This window comes from Micromonospora cremea (genome assembly GCF_900143515.1).
GTDB classification, from domain to species: Bacteria; Actinomycetota; Actinomycetes; order Mycobacteriales; family Micromonosporaceae; genus Micromonospora; species Micromonospora cremea.
The window spans coordinates 2,059,973-2,078,001 of the sequence record NZ_FSQT01000001.1 but is presented as its reverse complement, the minus strand read 5'-3'; the positions used below and the strand labels follow the sequence as shown (position 1 = coordinate 2,078,001).

General features: G+C 72.1%; 19 protein-coding genes. 8 read left to right on the top strand and 11 right to left on the bottom strand.

Annotated features, from left to right (window positions below):
* Nucleotides 1-42: 42 nt before the first annotated feature.
* The 4 genes from BUS84_RS09570 to BUS84_RS09555 are packed head-to-tail and all read right to left on the bottom strand — an operon-like array spanning nt 43 to nt 3,129.
* Nucleotides 43-1,110: an ABC transporter ATP-binding protein gene (locus BUS84_RS09570; RefSeq protein ID WP_074310635.1), complete on the bottom strand. Its 1,068-nt coding sequence runs from the start codon at nt 1,108-1,110 to the stop codon at nt 43-45.
* Entirely contained in the window at nt 1,107-1,922 is an 816-nt protein-coding gene (locus BUS84_RS09565; RefSeq protein ID WP_074310633.1) for an ABC transporter permease, read from the bottom strand. Before BUS84_RS09565 ends, BUS84_RS09570 begins: the two co-directional genes overlap by 4 nt.
* Complete coding sequence (gene modA / locus BUS84_RS09560) at nt 1,919-2,707, bottom strand: molybdate ABC transporter substrate-binding protein (protein WP_074310631.1); 789 nt, start codon at nt 2,705-2,707, stop codon at nt 1,919-1,921. Before modA ends, BUS84_RS09565 begins: the two co-directional genes overlap by 4 nt.
* The gene (locus tag BUS84_RS09555) at nt 2,704-3,129 is read right to left on the bottom strand and encodes a TOBE domain-containing protein (protein WP_074310629.1); all 426 of its coding nucleotides are present in this window, start codon (nt 3,127-3,129) and stop codon (nt 2,704-2,706) included. Before BUS84_RS09555 ends, modA begins: the two co-directional genes overlap by 4 nt.
* 396 nt (nt 3,130-3,525) lie before the next feature.
* Here BUS84_RS09555 and BUS84_RS09550 point away from each other — a divergent pair, with 396 nt between their 5' ends.
* Entirely contained in the window at nt 3,526-3,903 is a 378-nt protein-coding gene (locus BUS84_RS09550; protein ID WP_074310627.1) for a hypothetical protein, read from the top strand.
* Nucleotides 3,904-3,974: 71 nt separating this feature from the next.
* Here BUS84_RS09550 and BUS84_RS09545 read toward each other — a convergent pair whose 3' ends face one another.
* Entirely contained in the window at nt 3,975-5,099 is a 1,125-nt protein-coding gene (locus BUS84_RS09545) for an FAD-dependent oxidoreductase (RefSeq protein WP_244298450.1), read from the bottom strand.
* 24 nt (nt 5,100-5,123) lie between these two features.
* Here BUS84_RS09545 and BUS84_RS09540 point away from each other — a divergent pair, with 24 nt between their 5' ends.
* The 3 genes from BUS84_RS09540 (at nt 5,124) to BUS84_RS09530 (ending at nt 6,933) form a co-directional block, all read left to right on the top strand.
* Nucleotides 5,124-5,849 (top strand): TetR/AcrR family transcriptional regulator, encoded by a 726-nt coding sequence (locus tag BUS84_RS09540; RefSeq protein WP_167627031.1) that lies wholly within the window; start codon nt 5,124-5,126, stop codon nt 5,847-5,849.
* Nucleotides 5,850-6,055: 206 nt separating this feature from the next.
* Complete coding sequence (locus BUS84_RS09535) at nt 6,056-6,343, top strand: hypothetical protein (RefSeq protein ID WP_074310625.1); 288 nt, start codon at nt 6,056-6,058, stop codon at nt 6,341-6,343.
* Nucleotides 6,344-6,537: 194 nt separating this feature from the next.
* Nucleotides 6,538-6,933 carry a VOC family protein gene (locus BUS84_RS09530; RefSeq protein ID WP_084757302.1) on the top strand — a complete coding sequence of 132 codons (396 nt, stop codon included), beginning with the start codon at nt 6,538-6,540 and terminating at the stop codon, nt 6,931-6,933.
* A gap of 87 nt (nt 6,934-7,020) precedes the next feature.
* Here the strand turns inward: BUS84_RS09530 and BUS84_RS09525 are convergent, their stop codons facing one another.
* Nucleotides 7,021-7,455: a hypothetical protein gene (locus BUS84_RS09525; RefSeq protein WP_074312390.1), complete on the bottom strand. Its 435-nt coding sequence runs from the start codon at nt 7,453-7,455 to the stop codon at nt 7,021-7,023.
* Between the two features lie 72 nt (nt 7,456-7,527).
* On the opposite strand from BUS84_RS09525, the gene BUS84_RS09520 reads away from it, so the two are divergent.
* Complete coding sequence (locus BUS84_RS09520; RefSeq protein WP_074310623.1) at nt 7,528-7,938, top strand: hypothetical protein; 411 nt, start codon at nt 7,528-7,530, stop codon at nt 7,936-7,938.
* Between the two features lie 28 nt (nt 7,939-7,966).
* Here BUS84_RS09520 and smpB read toward each other — a convergent pair whose 3' ends face one another.
* Both smpB and BUS84_RS09510 read right to left on the bottom strand, forming a co-directional pair.
* Entirely contained in the window at nt 7,967-8,458 is a 492-nt protein-coding gene (gene smpB, locus BUS84_RS09515; protein ID WP_074310621.1) for an SsrA-binding protein SmpB, read from the bottom strand.
* 25 nt (nt 8,459-8,483) lie between these two features.
* Nucleotides 8,484-10,721: a hypothetical protein gene (locus BUS84_RS09510; RefSeq protein ID WP_074310619.1), complete on the bottom strand. Its 2,238-nt coding sequence runs from the start codon at nt 10,719-10,721 to the stop codon at nt 8,484-8,486.
* Nucleotides 10,722-10,871: 150 nt separating this feature from the next.
* On the opposite strand from BUS84_RS09510, the gene BUS84_RS09505 reads away from it, so the two are divergent.
* From BUS84_RS09505 to BUS84_RS09495, 3 genes are all read left to right on the top strand, one after another.
* Nucleotides 10,872-12,539: an NAD(P)/FAD-dependent oxidoreductase gene (locus tag BUS84_RS09505; protein WP_244298449.1), complete on the top strand. Its 1,668-nt coding sequence runs from the start codon at nt 10,872-10,874 to the stop codon at nt 12,537-12,539.
* Between the two features lie 55 nt (nt 12,540-12,594).
* Nucleotides 12,595-14,034: an ATP-binding protein gene (locus BUS84_RS09500; protein ID WP_074310617.1), complete on the top strand. Its 1,440-nt coding sequence runs from the start codon at nt 12,595-12,597 to the stop codon at nt 14,032-14,034.
* A gap of 148 nt (nt 14,035-14,182) precedes the next feature.
* Nucleotides 14,183-16,117, top strand: coding sequence for an ABC transporter ATP-binding protein (locus BUS84_RS09495; RefSeq protein ID WP_074312386.1), 1,935 nt, complete (start codon nt 14,183-14,185; stop codon nt 16,115-16,117).
* 195 nt (nt 16,118-16,312) lie between these two features.
* On the opposite strand, the gene BUS84_RS09490 is transcribed toward BUS84_RS09495, so the two are convergent.
* From BUS84_RS09490 to BUS84_RS09480, 3 genes are all read right to left on the bottom strand, one after another.
* Nucleotides 16,313-16,825: an NUDIX domain-containing protein gene (locus BUS84_RS09490; RefSeq protein WP_074310615.1), complete on the bottom strand. Its 513-nt coding sequence runs from the start codon at nt 16,823-16,825 to the stop codon at nt 16,313-16,315.
* Between the two features lie 177 nt (nt 16,826-17,002).
* Entirely contained in the window at nt 17,003-17,644 is a 642-nt protein-coding gene (locus tag BUS84_RS09485) for an SRPBCC family protein (RefSeq protein ID WP_074310613.1), read from the bottom strand.
* Complete coding sequence (locus BUS84_RS09480; protein WP_074310611.1) at nt 17,641-18,009, bottom strand: ArsR/SmtB family transcription factor; 369 nt, start codon at nt 18,007-18,009, stop codon at nt 17,641-17,643. Before BUS84_RS09480 ends, BUS84_RS09485 begins: the two co-directional genes overlap by 4 nt.
* Between the last annotated feature and the right edge of the window lie 20 nt (nt 18,010-18,029).

The following is an 18,029-nucleotide window of genomic DNA, read 5'->3' as shown; positions in this document are numbered from 1 at the left end:
CACGCCGACCCGCGTCGTCGGCTGATCGCAGCCGGGCCGGGATCAGCCGGTGGCCGGGTAGGCGTGCGTCTCGGAGGCCTTGACCGCCACCCAGACCCGCTGGCCGGGGATCAGCCGCAGCTGGGCGGCGGCGGCCGGGGTGACGTCCGCGGCCACCCCGATCGGCCCGTCCAGCTGCACCCGCACGTTGTCGCCGTGCCGCTGGACGCCGGCCACCGTGCCCGCCCAGGTGTTGCGCGGGCTGCCGTCCGGCCGGGCGGGGTGCAGGGCCACGGCCGCCGGGCGGAACGCGACGAACGCCTCGCCGTCCAGCCGGTCGGCGACGGTGAGGGTCAGCTCCGGCGCGACCCGCACGCCGTGCCCCTCGGCCCGCCCCCGATAGAGGTTCAGCCCGACCAGCCGGGCCACGTAGTCGGTGCGCGGCCGGGCCGTGACGCTCGGGCCGTCGCCCTCCTGGACCACCCGCCCGCCCTCCACGATGACGAGTCGGTCGGCGAGCGCCAGCGCGTCCAGCGGGTCGTGGGTGACCAGCACCGTCGCGCCCGGGTGCGCGGACAGGTGGCGGTGCAGCTCCGCGCGGGTGTCCAACCGGGTACGGGCGTCCAGCGCGGCGAGTGGCTCGTCCAGGAGCAGCAGTGACGGCTCGACGGCCAGTGCCCGGGCCAGCGCCACCCGCTGCGCCTGCCCGCCGGAGAGCTGGCGGGGCCGGCGGCGCGCCTGCCCGGCCAGCCCCACCCGGCCGAGCCAGTCCCGGGCAGTGGCCCGCGCCGCCCGCCGTTCGACGCCGTGCCGGCGCGGGCCGAAGGCCACGTTGTCCACGGCACTCAGGTGCGGAAAGAGCAGGTAGTCCTGGAAGACCACGCCGATCGGCCGACGCTCGGTGGGCACCCAGCGCCGGTTCGCCGGCCGGTCCAGGTCGACGCCGCCGAGCGTGACGTGCCCGGCGGTGAGCGGGTGCAGCCCGGCCAGCGCCCGCAGCGCGGTGGTCTTGCCGGCGCCGTTCGGCCCGAGCAGGGCGACCACCTCGCCGGGCGCCACCCGCAACGGCACCTCGAGCCGGAAGGCGCCCCGATCGACGACGAGCTGGGCGTCGAGCAGCGGCGCGGTCACGGGCCGGTCATCCAGCGGTCCCGCAGCGCGGCCAGGATGCCCACCGAGACGGTGAGCAGCACCAGGCTGAGCACGATCGCGGATTCTAGGTCCGTCTCCAACGCCAGGTAGACGGCGAGCGGCATGGTCTGCGTCCGGCCCGGATAGTTGCCGGCGAAGGTGATGGTGGCGCCGAACTCGCCGAGCGCCCGGGCCCAGCAGAGCACCGCCCCGGCGGCCAGCCCCGGCGCCACCAGGGGCAGCGTGACGTGGGTGAAGGTGGTCCACCGGCCGGCGCCCAGCGTCGCGGCGGCCTCCTCGTACCGGTGGTCGGCGGCCCGCAGCGCACCCTCCACGGCGATCACCAGGAACGGCATGGCGACGAACGACTCGGCCAGCACCACGCCCGCGGTGGTGAACGGCAGGGTGACGCCGAACGTGGCGTCGAGCCAGCCGCCGAGCAGCCCGCGCCGGCCGAAGACCAGCAGCAGTGCCACCCCGCCCACCACCGGCGGCAGCACCAGCGGCACGGTGACCAGGGCGCGGACCAGCCGTCGGCCGGGGAACTCGACCCGGGCCAGCAGCCAGGCCAGTGGCACCCCGAGCAGCAGGCAGAGCACGGTGGCGAGGGTGGCGGTCTGCACCGACAGTCGCAGCGCGGTCAGCGCTCCCGGCTCGGTGAGCCGCTGCGGCAGCGTCGTCCACGGTGCCCGGACGACCAGCCCGGCCAGCGGCAGGACGAGGAAGAGCAGCCCCAACCCGGCCGGGATCAGCAGCAGCGCCGGCACCCGGCCGCGCCGCCGGGGCACGGCGGTGTCGAGGACCCGGCTCACGGGGCCTGGAACCCGGCCTCGGCGAGCACCGCCTGCGCCGGCGCCGAGCGGACGTAGGCGACGAAGGCCCGCGCGCCCGCCCGGTTCGGCGCGTCCCTGAGCGCCACGATCGGGTAGTCGTTGACCGCCCGCGCCGACTCGGGAAACTCGACGCCGGTCACGTCGGCGGTCGCCGCGCGCGCGTCCGTGCGGTAGACCAGTGCCGCGTCGACCTCGCCGAGCTTCACCTTGGCCAGCGCGCCCTTGACGTCCTGCTCCAGGGTGACCGGCGTCAACGCGACCCCGGCCGCGTCCAGCGCCGTCCGGGCAGCCACGCCGCAGGGCACCTGCTCGGCGCAGAGCGCCACCTTCACGCCCGGCCGGGTCAGGTCGGCCAGCCCGGTCACCCCCGTCGGGTTGCCCCGGGGCACCGCGATCACCAGCTGGTTGCGGGCGAAGGTGCCCGGCGTCCCGTCGGCGTTGCCGGCCTCGGTCACCGTGGTCATGTTCCGCGAAGCGGCCGAGGCGAACACGTCCGCCGGCGCGCCCTGATTGATCTGGTTGGCCAGGGCCGAGCTGCCCGCGAAGTTGAACGTCACGCTGCTGCCCGGGTACGCGTCCTCGAAGTCCCTGCCGATGCGGGTGAACGAATCGGTCAGCGAGGCGGCGGCGAACACGGTCACCGTGCCGGTGACCCGGCCGTCCCCGGTGCTGCCCTGCGCCGGGTCGTCGCCTCCGCCGCAGCCGGCCAGCCCGGCCACCGCCACCAGCGCGGCCACCGCCGTGCGCATCGCCCGCGCCCTCATCCGCCCGACCTTCCCCTGGCCGGCGCGGCGGGTGCGGACCTCTCCACCACCACCGTCGTCGACTTGATCACCGCGACGGCCACCGAGCCGACCCGCAGGTCCAGCTCGTCGACCGCCTCCCGGCTCATCAGCGACACGATCCGGAACGGGCCAGCCTGGATGTCGACCTGGGCCATCACGGTGTCCTTGCGCACGTCGACGACGATGCCGCGCAGCCGGTTGCGGGCGGAGGAGAGCTCGGCGCCCGCGGCCGGGTCGGCGGCCTGGGCGCGGGCGAAACCCGCCAGGTCGGCGCCGTCGATGACCCGGTGGCCGTGCTCGTCGCGCCCGGCGGCCAGGCGCCCGGCGTCCACCCAGCGGCGCATCGTGTCGGCGCTCACCCCGAGCAGGTCGGCCGCCTCGCCGATCCGAAACATCGTCACCGGCCCACCCTAGCTTCCGCACCTGCGAGCAGAAAAGACCGGGCCGGGCTGCGTCTGCGTACTCTCAGGGGTCCTTTCGACCGCAGTTGCGACCGGTGTCATACGCTCGCCTGGCGGGCCACGCCGTGGCGTCACCTGATGCCGTGTCAAGGTGCCTGGCTCGCTGGCTACCCGCTGTGAACACACCTGGCCGGGTCGGGCTGGCCCGAGGTCGGATACGAGGGCCTAGCACCATGGTGCGCCGGGGCGTCAGCTCTTACCGTCAAGCCCGTGATACCTGTCGAACGACCGCCGAGTCAGGGAACGCTCCACCACCAACACTCGACCGACGATGCCGCGGCGCAGGTACCGGCCCGATCGTCGGCCCCGCGCCTCGGGGGCCTCCTGGTCGGGTACGTGGTGGTTCTTGTGCTGCTGCTCATCCACGGCATCGGTCTGACGATCGCGACCCTGGTCATCGACGCGAACCCGGCCCTGGTGGGGATGACGGACCTCGGGCCTGACAGCCACATCGTCTTCTACGTGGTGACGAACTGCCTCCTCGCCGTCTACATCCTCGTTCTGTTGTGGCTGATCTGCACCAAGCGTCGGGCGGCGATCCTCCAGAACCACCTGTACTGCGCGATTTCGATCGGTTGTCTCGTGGCCTGGAACGTGCTGGGGATGAAGTCATCGATCGGCACGGTCATCGACTCGTTGCCGAGCGTCGTGGGCATCGTCTACTTCGCGAAGTCGGCGCGAGTGAAGCGGACGTTGACACGTCCCGTTCGCTGATCGGGCCCGGCCCAGCCGCCGGTCCAGGGCAGGACCGTTTACAAGGTTGAGGCCGGCTGCGTCGCGCGTTGTCAATCTGCCGGTGCCGGCTCGGTGGGCGTGAAGAAGCGGACGATGTCGTCGGCTGCGGTGGGGGACAGCATCATTGCCTGGACTCGTGCGGACATTTCGGCGATCGGGTGGATTCTCATGAACATCGCCTCCTCGTACGTCCGGATCGCCGAGTCGGGGTCGGCGGGGTTGGTGGCGAGTTCGGCGGCGAGTTCGGCGGCGTCGAGCATGGCCTGGTTGGCACCTTCGCCGACCGGCGGCATGAGGTGCGCGGCGTCACCGATGAGGGTGACGTCCGGCTGGTGGGTCCAGCGTGTGCGGGTGGGCATCGCCTCGATCCTGCGTGGGGTCGGCGGGCTGTCGCCGGCTTCGATGAGTGCGGTGAGGCTGGGGTCCCAGCCAGCGAACATGTCCAGCAGAGCGCGCTTGCTGCGGTAGATGTCCAGGTGACGATCGTCAGCGGGTAGGGAGATCCCGACTCGGATGCTGCCGTCGCCGAGGCGTTGCGCGGCCAGGATCTGGCTCACGCCGATGCACCAGAGGTTTCCGGGGCCGACCAGCTCGGCGAGATCCGGGTGGCGCCGGTCGGCGTCGCTGATGCTGAGCTCGGCCAAGGTGGCCACGGAGGACAGTGTCGCGTCGGTCAGCAGCGATCGGACGACCGAGCGTGCACCGTCCGCGCCGATGAGGACGTCGCAGTCGGCGCTGTGGCCGCCATCGAACGTCAGCCCGAAGCCTCCGTCGGGTCGTGGCGTCGCCGCGACGACCCGGTGCTGCCAGGCCACCGCGTCGCCGGGGAGCGAATCGAGCAGAAGATCACGCAGTGCGGTGCGGTCGATCTCGGGGCGTCCGGCGAATGAGCCGGGTTGTGGCTTGTGGTGCACGAGGGTGCGTCCGGCCGGGTCGAGGATGCGATGTTCCTCGCCCTCCGGCCGTGCCTCGGACCGGAATCGGCCGGTGAGGCCCGCATCGGCCAGGGCCTGTTGCCCGGACTCCGGGTGCAGGTCGAGCATTCCGCCCTGTGATCGCGCGGATCGGCTTGCCTCGCGTTCGTACACCACCGCGTCGATGCCGTGCCGGTGCAGGATCCGCGCCAGCGTAAGGCCGCCGAGGCCACCTCCGGCGATCGCAATTCGCATCGTCATCTCCGTTACCGTACCCTGTATCTCATGGATACGCCGTACGGTAGCGCACCGCTGCCCGTCTGGGAACGGCCCGAGCCCCAGCCGCGGGCGGCGCCCGTGCCGCTGAGCCGCGCGAAGATCGCCGCCACCGCGATCCGGCTCGCCGACGCACACGGCCTCGACGGGCTGTCGGTACGCAAGATCGCCAAAGAGCTCGGTGTCGGTCCGATGCGGCTCTACGACTACGTGATCAACAGATCCGAACTGCTCGATCTGATGGTCGACGCCGTGTATGCCCAGATCGCCGAGGCCGGCCAGCACGCCGAGTGGCGCGCCACGGTGCTGGCCATCGTTCACCGGACCCGCGATGCCGCTCTCGATCATGAGTGGTTCGCCGACCTGCTCGGCGCAAGGCCACACTTAGGACCTCACGCGCTGGCCGTGGGCGAATCGACCGCGGCGGCGCTCAGCCAGGCCCCTGGCGTGCGCGGTATCGACGATCTCCAGCGCGCCTTGGGCGCCCTCAACGCGTTCATCGTCGGAGCGCTCCGCAGGGAGATCACCGAGCGACGCGCCGCCCGTTCAACCGGCACCGACGTGTCCGCTTGGCAGGCCGCCCTCGGACCCTACCTAACACGCATGCTCGATACAGGCCGATACCCCACCGTCGCCCGGCTCGTCATCGACGGCGCCCACCTCAACGCCGAGGAAACCTTCCACCACAACCTGAGCACCATCCTGGACGGCATCACCAGCCGCCCCCGCACGTGACCTACTGCTCGCGGGCCAGTACCGGCTGAACACCGATACACCCCGATCAGACATCCGGACGTGCCGCCGATCGTGCGCGCCGCAAACCTGCGGAGCGTCTGGGCCTGGTGCGGGCAAGTGCGGACGTGGTGGCGAGACGTCGGCCGAGCCGGCGGGCTGTCGGTCGGTGGCGCAAACTAGCGCGGTCCGGGATAGCCTTGGCGCATATGGCTACCTATCGCAGCGCCTCAGTCCTTCTCTCCTCGGATGGCACCAGGACCCCCGGCACCGCCGCGCTCTTCGCCGAGCCCGCCCGCAAGGGTGGCACCCCGCCGTGGGCAGGCGACTTCCGACCCGCAAACAGCGCCGGCAACGGCCCCAAGAACGCGGTGGGGAAGACCTTCACGTTGGAGTTGCCCGACGGCAGCACCGGCAAGGTCGTGGTCCAGAGCCTCAAGAGCGGGAAGGGAGGCGTCGTGCTGGCGTTGATGGGCGAGGACGCACCCCCCTTCTGATCAGGAAACTGATCGCCGCCGACGTCACCGGCTGAAGACGGCCGGTATCCAATCCTGTGGATGTCAATGCGTTCGGATAGCTGCCGGGCGCATTGGCTCACCCGTGGCTGGGTGTCGACGAAGGTCAGGTGTAGTGATCTGCCGCTGTCGGCGCACGGGGGCGGCCAGCAGGACGCTGTCCCGCGTACGCTGCCGTGGTGCAGATCGACCTGGTTGCCCTGATCGTCGACGAGTACGATCCCGCGATCGCGTTCTTCACCGACGTACTCGGCTTCGACCTCGTCGAGGACTCCCCATCGCTGACCAATGACGGGCGACCCAAACGGTGGGTCGTCGTCCGGCCGCCGGGCGCCCAGACCGGGATCCTGCTCGCTCGCGCCGACGGAGAGCAGCAACGGGTCGCAATCGGTAACCAGGTAGCCGGCCGGGTCGGGTTCTTCCTCCGCGTCGATGACTTCGACGCCGTTCACCGGCGGATGGTCGAGGCCGGTGTCACCTTCGTCCGGGAACCGCGGGTCGAGCCCTATGGCCGGGTCGCGGTCTTCCTCGACATCGCCGGCAACCGGTGGGACCTGCTCGGGGCCACCTGACGTCGCCGACCTTGCCAGCCGAGGCGCCACGGTGACCCATCCTGATCGGCCGCTGGTACCAGGGCGCCCGTGAACGACTGCCGGGTGCTATGCCCAAGGCGGGATGTATCGGCCCACATACTCACGAGCACGTGGGAGCGGGTCACGCCAATACTGGTCTGCCATACGGTGGTGGTACTCCGCACAGAATTCAGCCAGATCGACCGTGATCCTGACGCGTTCCAGCGGGTGGCCCTCGAAGTCTGCGTTGACAGCCAGCAACTGCGGCTCCGGATTCCAGCCGGAATGGTCGAACGCCCAGCCATCCCAGACCGCGTAGGCGTGGAAGACCTGGAGCTCGCCCGCCAAGCGCACCGCCGCCACGTCGATCGATCGGTCCGGGTACGAATCTCGACAGACCCAGGCGAGGATGTGACACGCTCCGGCGGCGAAGAAGGCCTGGTCCGCCCGTTCCCATGCGACGCGCTGATCTGACCGCTCGATCGCCGTCCGACGAAAGGCTCCCGCTGCCTCTGCTGCCACCACGCCCACGCTAGCGGGTGGGCCTGACGCATGAGATGTTCGCCGATACGGCTCCTGCGGAGAGCATGGCCGATGACCGAGACTGTATCGATGTCGCAAGAGGTCAGGGACGCACCACGCAGGCAGGTTGCAATCACCGCACTGCTCATCGTCGGCGGCGTGCTCATCCTCTTCGTTCCCGCCACTGGCGAGGGCAGCGTCCTGGTGCCCCTCAGCGAAGGTCACGGACTGTCCGCCGTAGACATGGTCGGCGCGGCACTGCTGGCGTTGGGCGGCACCTGGCTGGAAGTGCTCGTGGTGCGGCGCCTGCCGTACCTCGCCCTGTCCCCTCGGGCCTTGTTCGGACTCGGCCTGCTGGCCGGCCTCGGCATGGGGCTCCTGATCGCCTCGGTCTTCTCGGGATTCTTCTGGTGGTGGGCTGTCGGCGCCACCGCACTTGGCGTTGCCGTCCTCGTCCTCGTGCCCCGCACAGCGCGCCGCTGAGGTCGTTGACGCAGAGTCGAACTCGGAGTCAGACTCGGCGGGGGTGGCCCTTGAGGTGCCGGCCCATCTCCCGGGCGATCTCCCGGTTGGCGTCGCGCTCGGCCAGCGTCTGCCGCTTGTCGTACGAGCGCTTGCCCCGGGCCAGGGCCAGCTCGACCTTGGCCCAGCCGTTGTCGAAGTACATCGACAGCGGCACCAGGGTCACCCCGCCCTCGTGGACCTTCTCTAGGATCCGGTCGATCTCGGCCCGGCGCAGCAGCAGCTTGCGGGTGCGTCGGGGGGTGTGGTTGGTCCAGCTGCCGTAGCCGTACTCGGAGATGTGCAGCCCGTACAGCATCAGCTCGCCGTCGCGCTCGTGGGCGAACGCGTCCGCCAGCGACGCCCGCCCCTCGCGCAACGACTTCACCTCGGTGCCGACCAGCACGATGCCCGCCTCGTACGTGCGGAGCACGGTGTACTCGTGCCGGGCCTTCTTGTTCGAGGCGATGAGCCGGCGTTCGGGTTGCCTGGAGGCGGTCACCCGACGACGATATCCGGCCGCCGGCTCAGTCGGCCCGCCGCCGGTCCGCGCGCAGCCGCTCGACCAGGTGCCGTTCCAGGGCTACGAACGCCTCGTCCGACTCGCACGGCCAGTGTCCGAGGATCGGCGGCGGCACACTGTCGTACGGCGGCGGCACCACGTCGTGCGGGTCGATCAACCGGCGATCCACCGTCGCCTCCGGTCCGGTACGCGTGCCGTGGTCCCCGGGGCGGTGCGGAGCGAAGATCCAACCGCCGATCGGGTCGGTATCCCGCCACAGGTTCACCCAGCGCCAGCCGACCCGCTCGCCGATCTCGCGCAGCACCTCGTCGTCGACGTACGCGGGAAACAGTTGCGAGTACAACCGCCGCAGCGGCGTCCCGTAGGTCAGCAGGGCGACCCGGTCGGTGACCCGTGGCGGCAGTTGCAGCACCGTGGCGGCGAGCAGCACCGAGCCGTGGCTGTGCCCGGCCAGCAGCACCGACTCGCCCTCGTCGACCAGATAGGTGATGCGCCGGGTCAATTCCGGCACGGCCCGCTCGGCGTAGCAGGGCGGGGCGAAGGGGTGCGCCGCCCGGGGCCAGAAGGTCCCCAGGTCCCAGAGAACGCCCACGTACCGGCGGAACTGCGCCGTCCGGTACGCGAAGATACCGCCGATCACCAGCCCGAGCACGATCGCGGCGATCGCGTAGCTGCCCATCCCGATCAGGAAGTTGACCATGTCGGCGGGCACCCGGACGTAGCGCTGGATCACGTCACCGGGATACAGCTGGAGGAGGCCGAGCACGCTGGCGGCCAGGCCGAGCGCGGCCAGCCCGGCGTACACCACAGTGAGCGGGGGCAGCCGCTCGGTGAACCGCGCCCGGGCCACCGCCTGCTCGACCTGGCGCAGCCGCTCCGCCGCCTCCGGCGGCGCGTGCGGAAAGTCGGCGGCCACGATCGCCTCCGCGGCCCGCCTGCGCTGGCGCAGGGTCAGCACCGTGACCACGCCGCCGACCAACAGTGCGCTCAGCACCGCGATGAAGAATCCGAAGATCGCCCACTTGTACGCCAGAGGCGGGCTGGTGGCCAGGCGATCAGCGGTCTGCCCGTCGCGGTCCAGCAGATCCGACACCCGGTAGACCAGCTCCGCGGAGAACGCCACGGCGAGGCCGGCGGCCAGGGTGACGAAGGTCGGCGCGCCCAGCGCGCGCACCGGCGAGCTGCCCGACGGACCGCCCCGGCGCCAGATCACCAACGCGGCGAGTACGGCCAGCAGCGCGGTCTGGCTGGCGAACAGCCAGGCCACGAGCGCTCCGTATCCGGGCAGCTCGCGGCCCTGCGGCCACGGCACCGGACTGGTGATCGTGTGCACGATCACCAGGATGGTCAGGCCGCAGGCGATCGTGCGCAGCCCGCGCGTGAGCCCGTCGACCCGGGCCGACGGGCTGGGCTGATCGATGCTCTGCACCGTCGAGAGCAGGACCAGACAGGCGAGCAGCACCGCCCCAGTGGCCACGACCAGCACCGCCATCACCCATGTGACGCCCTCGCTGGCCCGGGCGGCCAGCAGGCTGCCGTCCAGCGTGGCGAACGCGCCGGCGACGTGCACCGAGCGCAGCCGGCTCACCAGCGGCGCGCCATCCCACTGGCCGACCGCGCTCAACCGGGGGTGCCCGGCGGCTGCGGGCGACCGGGTCCGGAACGCGTCGAACGATCGGCCGGGGCGGGCGCCCAGCCACCAGACGACTCCGACGGCGGCGACCGGCACCAGCGCCAGCACACCGAGGCGCAACCCGGGCGAGCGCCCGCCGAGCCAGGACAGCCAGCTCCGCCCGACCAGACAGGACGGGGTGCCCATGCAGCGCCAGGCGATCAGGTCCAACGCCACCCCGACGATGGAAAGCACGTAGAGCATGGTGAGGGTGAGCGCGAGCACCCGGCACAGCGCGACGATGCCGTGCTTCGAGGCGTGGGTCGGCGGGCGCATCCACAGCGCCACGTTGCAGAGCATGAACGGCAGCAGGAACACCAGCGACAGCGTCCGTACGGCCGTCCCGGACGGCAGGTCGCTCCAGCGGTACGCCTCCAGCGTCACCCCGCCGGTACCGGTGGCGTCCGGATAGCCCGCACGTGGGCGGTAGAACCCGCCGCTGCGGTCCCCGGCGACCTGGTGGACGTGCGGCCGGTCGAGCACCTGGTCGGCCCCCGCCCCGGAGACGCCGTGCACGCGCAGCTCCACGACCCGGTCCGAGGTCGGTCCGGTCGTCGACGCGTCCGCCATGGGCCCCCCGGAGGTGTGCGCGGCTGCCGGCGGGTCGTCGGTGTGCGGCCACCCGCGCGGCGACCCGGCTTACCCGCCCGACGCCTGGCCAACCCTGTATCGCCGCCCCGGCCCCCGCCCCGTGCGGCGGACCCCCCGGCAGGTGGTTTCATGGGCGCCATGGCGAACCCGGTGATCCTGACCGTCGACGACGACCCGGTGGTGTCCCGGGCGGTGGCCCGGGACATCCGTCGCCGTTACGGCGACCGCTACCGGGTGCTGCGAGCCGCCTCGGGGCCGGAGGCGCTGGACGCGCTGCGGGAGGTCAAGCTGCGCGGCGAGCAGGTGGCGCTGCTGCTGGCGGACCACCGGATGCCGGAGATGACCGGCGTCGAGTTCCTGGAGGCCGCGATGGACATCTTCCCGGCCGCACGCCGGGTGCTGCTCACCGCGTACGCGGACACCGACGCCGCGATCGAGGCGATCAACGTGGTCGACCTGGACCACTATCTGCTCAAGCCCTGGCACCCGCCCGAGGAGAAGCTGTATCCGGTGGTGGACGGCCTGCTGGAGGCGTGGGCGGCGACCCCGGACGCGGCGACCAGCGAGATCCGGGTCGTCGGGCACCGCTGGTCGGCGCCGTCGTTCAAGGTCCGCGACTTCCTGGCGCGCAACCTCGTGCCGTACCGCTGGCTGCTGGCCGACGACCCGGAGGGCGCCCGGCTGCTCGACGCCGCCGGGGCCACCGAGGCGGACGTGCCGCTGGTGGTGACCGCCGAGGGCAAGGCGCTGATCGCTCCGAGCGAGGCCGAGCTGGCCGGGCTGGCCGGGTTGACCGTGGTGCCGGCCTCCGACTTCTACGACCTGGTGGTGATCGGCGGCGGCCCGGCCGGCCTCGGCTCCGCGGTGTACGGCGCCTCGGAGGGTTTGCGCACCGTACTGGTCGAGCGGCGGGCGACCGGCGGGCAGGCCGGCCAGAGCAGCCGGATCGAGAACTACCTGGGCTTTCCGGACGGCGTCTCCGGCGCGCAGCTGACCGACCGGGCCCGGCGGCAGGCGGTGAAGTTCGGCGCGGAGCTGCTCAGCGCCCGGGAGGTGGTCGGTCTGAGCGAGGCCGGCGGCGCCCGGCTGCTGCGCTTCGGAGATGGCAGCGAGATCGCCGCGCACACCGTGGTGCTGGCCACCGGGGTCTCCTACCGGGTGCTCGACGCCCCCGGGCTGGCGGACTTCACCGGCCGGGGAGTGTTCTACGGCTCCACCGCCACCGAGGCACCCAGCTGCGTCGACCAGGACGTCTACATCGTCGGCGGGGCAAACTCGGCCGGCCAGGCCGCCGTGCACTTCTCCCGGTACGCGGCCCGGGTGCACCTGCTGATCCGGGGCGCCGACCTGACCGCCTCGATGTCGCGATACCTGATCGACCAGCTGGAGCGCATCGACCGGATCACCGTGCACCCGCACACCGCGGTGGTCGGCGGCACCGGGCAGGACCACCTGCAACGGCTCACCCTGTGCGACACCCGCACCGGGGAGGCCCGCTCGGTCGACACGTCCTGGCTGTTCATCTTCATCGGCGCCGAGCCTCGGACCGACTGGCTGGACGGGGTGCTGGTTCGCGACCGGCGCGGCTTCATCGTGACCGGTCCGGATCTGATCACCGGTGGGCGGCGCCCGGCCGGCTGGTCGCTGTCGCGCGACCCGTACCACCTGGAGACCAGCCTGCCGGGGGTGTTCGCCGCCGGTGACGTGCGGGCCGAATCGGTCAAGCGGGTCGCCTCGGCCGTCGGCGAGGGTGCCATGGCCGTGTCGCTCGTGCACCGCTACCTGGAGGCCCAGTGAGCGCGAGGAGTGAGCCGGGCCTGCGAGCCCCGCAGTCGCGAACGAAGGAGTCCGAGTGACCATCGAGACCGACCGGCTGACACCCGCGCAGCTGCGCACCCTGTTCCTGTTCGAGGCCCTCGACGACGGGCAGCTCGACTGGCTGGCCGAGCACGGCCGGGTGGAGCAGCGCGCGGGCGGCACCCTGGTGTACGCCGAGGGCGAGGCCGCCACCTGCTTCTTCGTGTTGCTGCGCGGCGCGGTGGCGTTGAGCCGGCAGGTGCGCGGCGACGACGTCGAGACCAGCCGCACCGACCAGCGCGGGGTGTACGGCGGGGCCACCCAGGCGTACCTGGGAGACCAGGTCGAGCAGGTCTACCGCAACAGTCTGCGGGCGGTGACCGACGCGGAGTTCTTCGTGCTGCCGGCGGAGGACTTCGCGCACGCCCTGCGGTCCTGGTTCCCGATGCCGATGCACCTGCTGGAGGGCCTGTTCTTCGGGATGCGGGACAGCCAGACCATCGTCGGCGAACGGGAGCGGCTGCTCGCGCTCGGCTCGCTCTCGGCGGGGCTGACCCACGAGCTGAACAACCCGGCCGCGGCTGCGGTGCGGGCCACCTCGGTGCTGCGCGACCGGGTCGCCGGCATGCGGCACAAGCTCGCCATGATCGCTGACGGCCGGCTGGACGGCCGGACGCTGCAAGGCCTCGTCGCGTTGCAGGAGGAGGCGGTGGCCCGGGTGGCCACCGCGCCGAAGCTGACCCCGATGGCCACCGCCGACGCCGAGGACACGCTCACCGACTGGCTGGAGGAGCACGGGGTGAGCGGCGCCTGGGACCTGGCGCCCATCCTGGTGGGTGGTGGGCTCGACGCGACCTGGCTGGGGCGGGTGAAGGCGGCGGTCGGCCCGGCCGACCTCGAGGCGGCGGTCCGCTGGCTCACCTACACCGTCGACACCGAGCTGCTGATGCGCGAGATCGGCGACGCGGTGACCCGGATCTCCGGCCTGGTCGGTGCCGCCAAGCAGTACTCCCAGCTGGACCGCGCGCCGCACCGGGTGGTGGACGTGCACGACCTGCTCGACGCCACGCTCGTGATGTTCAAGGGCAAGATCCCGGCCCAGGTCAAGCTGATCCGCGAGTACGACCGCAGCCTCCCGCCGGTCCCGGCGTACGCCGCCGAGCTGAACCAGGTGTGGACCAACCTGATCGACAACGCGCTGGGCGCGATGGGGGAGAAGGGCGTGCTGACCGTCCGCACCGGCCGCGTCGGTGACCTGCTGGCGGTGGAGATCACCGACACCGGCCCCGGCATCCCGCCCGAGGTGCGCCCCCGCATCTTCGAGCCGTTCTTCACCACCAAGCCGGTGGGCGCGGGCACCGGGCTGGGGCTGGACATCTCGTACCGGATCGTGGTGCACAAGCATCACGGCGACATCCGGGTGGAGACCGAGCCCGGACGGACCACCTTCCGGGTGCTGCTGCCGGTCACCGAGGGCCCGGCCCCGACCCCCTGACCCCACCCGCGGCACACCTGCGTGGAACGGATCGACACGCCATTGGCAGGGGCGCACGGCGCGCCCATTACCTGAAGACATCAGGCGGTTGCGCGCAGTAGTGTCGGGCGGCATTCTGATCCCGTCCCGAGGAGGGTCCGTGGAGTCGATGGCCCGCCAGCGCACCGCTCCCCAGGACGACGATCAGCCGGGCGACCCTTCAGTGCTGCCGGAGCTGGAGGACGCCGTCTGGATGCACCACGCGAGGGAGTTCGCGCACACCAGCTTCTGGGCGGTGGCCCGCCGGCTGCCCCGCCTGGTCCACGAGGCGGTCGCGCTGGCCTGGGCCACCAGCCGTCGGGACACTGTCGCCTCCATCGGCCTGAACGTCGCCGCCGGGGTGATGACCACGTTCGGCCTGCTCGCCACGACCAGCGTGCTGCGCGAGCTGTTCGCCGCCGGCCCCACCCCGGACCGGGTCCGCTCGGCCGCGCCGGCGCTGATCGTGGCCGCCGCAGCGGTGTCGGCGCGCGGTGGCCTGACGATCGCCGCCGGTTGGGCTCAGGCCCGGTTGACCCCGCAGATCAACTACCAGGTGGAGTTGCGGCTGTTCGAGGCGACCACGGCGGTGGACCTGGCCGCGTTCGATGACGCGGGGTTCGCCGAGGAGATGGACCGTGTGCGGGACCGGGGGATGGGCGAGGCGGCGTACATCGTCGACCACACCGTCAACCTGGTCACCGGCGTGGTCGGAATGCTCGCCACCGCGGTCGCGGTGACCGTCATCCAGCCGCTGCTGTTGCCGTTCCTGCTGCTCGCCGCGGTGCCGCAGGCGGTCACGGCGGTCCGGATGGCCCGCCGTGAGTACCTGGCGATGCTGGCCCGGATCACCCGGCAGCGTCGGATGTGGATGCTCGCCCATCTGATGGCCAACCGGCGCACCGCCGCCGAGGTTCGTGCTTATCAGATGCGCGGCTTCCTTCTGGCCGAGTACCGGGCTGTGATGGCCGTCGAGACCCGGGCCCAGTTGCGGCTGGTCCGCTCGCAGACCGGCACCCGGGTGGTGGGCGCGTCCGTCGCGGGGTTGGCCACCTTCGGGGTGTACGCGGTCCTCGGTGGTCTGCTGTTGAACGGAATGGTCGCCCTCGCCGCCGCGGCGACCGCCATGCTCGCCCTGCAGTCGGCGCGGACCAGCCTGGGCGTGGCCGTCGTCGCCACCAACTCGCTCTACGAGGACGCCCTCTACTACCAGGACTACCGCGACTTCCTCGACCGCGCTCACACCCGGGTGCCGATCGGCGGCGACCGGGTGGCCGACGGTGTCGACGCGATCGAGGTGGACGAGGTGAGTTTGCGCTATCCGGACACTGACGCGCCGGCGGTGGACCGGGTCAGCCTGACCGTCCGGCGGGGTGAGGTGATCGCGTTGGTCGGCGAGAACGGTTCCGGCAAGACCACCCTGGCCAAGCTGATCGCGGGGCTCTACCGGCCGACCGGCGGGGTGATCCGCTGGGACGGCGTCGACGCCGCTGAGCTGGACCCACGCGCGCTCGGCGCGCAGGTGGCCGTGATGACCCAGGATTGGTGGAGATTTCCGTTCACCGCCGGGCAGAACATCCGCGTCGGCCGGCACGACCGCCCGTCGGACCGACCCGGGCCCAGCGTGCAGGAGGCGGCCGCGTCGGCCGCCGCGCACGACATGATCGTCGGCCTGCCGCACGGGTACGACACCCTGCTCGACCGGGAGTTCAAGAATGGCCACGAGCTGTCCGGCGGGCAGTGGCAGCGGCTGGTCGCCGCCCGGGGCCTCTACCGGGACGCCGCGCTGCTGATCTGCGACGAGCCGTCGGCAGCCCTGGACGCCCGCGCCGAACACGCCCTGTTCCAGCATCTGCGTCGCCGACCGGACCGGGCGGTCGTCCTGATCACCCACCGACTGGCCAACGTCCGGCACGCCGACCGGATCTTCGTCATGGACCGGGGCCGACTCGTCCAGCACGGCAGTCACGACGAGCTGATGGCGGCCGGTGGTCTCTACCGCGAGTTGTTCGAGCTCCAAGCCAGCGGCTACCTCGCCGGCACCGACGACGCGCTACCCCGCTGACCACCCGGCCTGCTCCGCCGCGACCTCGCTCGGCCAAGATCGCGCTGGATTCTGGTTGTAGTGGCCTCGCCCGCTGCCGATGCCACTACTTCCAGGATGTAGCACGATCTCGCGCGGCGCGCCCGGGCGGGCAGAACGGCGGAGTGGTGCGGGCGGGGCTGGCCGGATGGGGTGCTCGGCCGGGGCTGGGAGAGGTCAGCGCCGGCGGTCGGGGGTGAGGAAGTCGGCGAGCACCCGGGTGTGGGTCGAGAACGCCAGCTCGACCGGCTCGGTGAGCACCAGCCACTCGGTCGCTTCCTCGGTCGGCGCCGACGGCGGCAGCTCCTCCGCTCGCCGCTCGGGCAGCACCCCGAAGACGATCATCGTGCCGCCCGCCGGGGCGCCGTGCACCGCGAACAGCCGGGCGTCCTCGGCTGCCGCCACCAGCCCGGTCTCCTCCCGCAGCTCACGGACCAGCGCGTCGGACCACTCCTCGCCGTACTCGATGAAACCGCCCGGCAGCGCGAGCAGCCCGCGGGCCGGCTCGATGTCCCGGCGGACCACCACCACACCCAGGCCATCGGCGGTGCGGACCGGCAGCACCGCCACCGCGACGGGCAGCGGGTTGCGCCAGACGGTCTCGCCGCAGGCCGCACAGACCCGCGGCCACCCGGCCGCCGGGTAGGCGGCGCCGCAGTAGGAGCAGTGCGAGTACGGCGTACCGGTCATGCCGCAGCACCTTACGCGTCGATCTAGGGAGAATCACTGCCAGGTGATCTCTGATCACCACGATTCTCCCTAGATCGACGCGGCGGGGCGGCGCGGCGCGGCGGGGCGGGGCGGCGCGGCGGGGCGGGGCGGCGCGGCGGGGCGGGGCGGCGGCGGGGCGGGGCGGGTGTGGCGGGGTTAGGGGGCTGGGGTGCCGGTGTAGAAGGCGGTGGTGCGCTCGGCGGCGGCCTTCGCCTCGTCGGCGTCGGTGCCGGCGGCGATGCTCGCCTGTCCCCACAGCTCGCTGCTCAGCTCCGTGAACCGCCGGCCCTCGTCGGAGGCGCTCCATTCGACGCTCTGCTCCGGCGAGACCCCGCTGCCGTCGCCGGCGAGGTACGAGGCGAGACCGAGCAGGCCCAGGTCCCAGCCGACGCCGACGGCGCCCGGCCCGAACTGGGCCCACCGGTCCTGGTCGACGTGCGCGATGTGGTCCAGTTCGAAGCGGGTCCGCTCGTTGTCGACCGGGGTGAGCCGGACCTCGATCCAGCTCACCTCGCCGGCGAACTCCCAGGTGGCGGTGAAGCGGTGCGGCGGATCGCAGCTCTCGATGGTGCCGCTCGCGTTGCCCTCGAGCTGGTACCGGCCGTGCAGCCGCAGGTCTCCGGAGATCGGCAGGAACCAGCGTGGGATGCGCTCGGCGTTGGTGCAGGCGTCCCAGAGATCCTCGATCGTCGCGTCGTACGTCTGGCTGAGCGTGCTCACCCGGGCCTCCCCGGCCTCCAGGGTGCGGCTGCCGACGTGGCGCTGGACGGCATTGATCTGCTCGATCGCGTCGATCATTGTGGGTTCCTCTCCTCGGGTGGGTCGGCGGGCCCGTGCAGCCGACGTTCGCGTCGGCCCCGGGCCAGCTCGGTGGCGAGTGCCGCCAGGGGCGGGGTCCAGAACCGGCGGAAGTGCTCCAGCCAGCCGTCCACCTCGCGCAGTGGGCGCGGGTCGACCGCGTAGAGCCGCCGGGCGCCCTCCGGCCGCACGGTGGCGAAGCCGTTGTCCCGCAACACCTTGAGGTGCTGGGACACGGCGGGCTGAGAGATGCCGAACTCCTCGCGGATTACCGCGCTGACCGCGCCGGCGGTCTGCTCGCCGTCGGCGAGCAGCTCCAGGATGCGGCGCCGGACCGGATCGCCCAGCACGTCGAAGGCGTGCACGACGACCTTTATATCAGCAT

What these genes read in the sequence shown, in the direction of transcription:
- modA (WP_074310631.1), bottom strand. Translation starts at nt 2,707, where the DNA reads ATGAGGGCGCGGGCGATGCGCACGGCGGTGGCCGCGCTGGTGGCGGTG.
- BUS84_RS09545 (WP_244298450.1), bottom strand. Translation starts at nt 5,099, where the DNA reads ATGACGATGCGAATTGCGATCGCCGGAGGTGGCCTCGGCGGCCTTACG.
- BUS84_RS09540 (WP_167627031.1), top strand. Translation starts at nt 5,124, where the DNA reads ATGGATACGCCGTACGGTAGCGCACCGCTGCCCGTCTGGGAACGGCCC.
- BUS84_RS09535 (WP_074310625.1), top strand. Translation starts at nt 6,056, where the DNA reads ATGGCTACCTATCGCAGCGCCTCAGTCCTTCTCTCCTCGGATGGCACC.
- BUS84_RS09520 (WP_074310623.1), top strand. Translation starts at nt 7,528, where the DNA reads ATGACCGAGACTGTATCGATGTCGCAAGAGGTCAGGGACGCACCACGC.
- BUS84_RS09510 (WP_074310619.1), bottom strand. Translation starts at nt 10,721, where the DNA reads ATGGCGGACGCGTCGACGACCGGACCGACCTCGGACCGGGTCGTGGAG.
- BUS84_RS09505 (WP_244298449.1), top strand. Translation starts at nt 10,872, where the DNA reads ATGGGCGCCATGGCGAACCCGGTGATCCTGACCGTCGACGACGACCCG.
- BUS84_RS09495 (WP_074312386.1), top strand. Translation starts at nt 14,183, where the DNA reads ATGGCCCGCCAGCGCACCGCTCCCCAGGACGACGATCAGCCGGGCGAC.
- BUS84_RS09490 (WP_074310615.1), bottom strand. Translation starts at nt 16,825, where the DNA reads ATGACCGGTACGCCGTACTCGCACTGCTCCTACTGCGGCGCCGCCTAC.
- BUS84_RS09485 (WP_074310613.1), bottom strand. Translation starts at nt 17,644, where the DNA reads ATGATCGACGCGATCGAGCAGATCAATGCCGTCCAGCGCCACGTCGGC.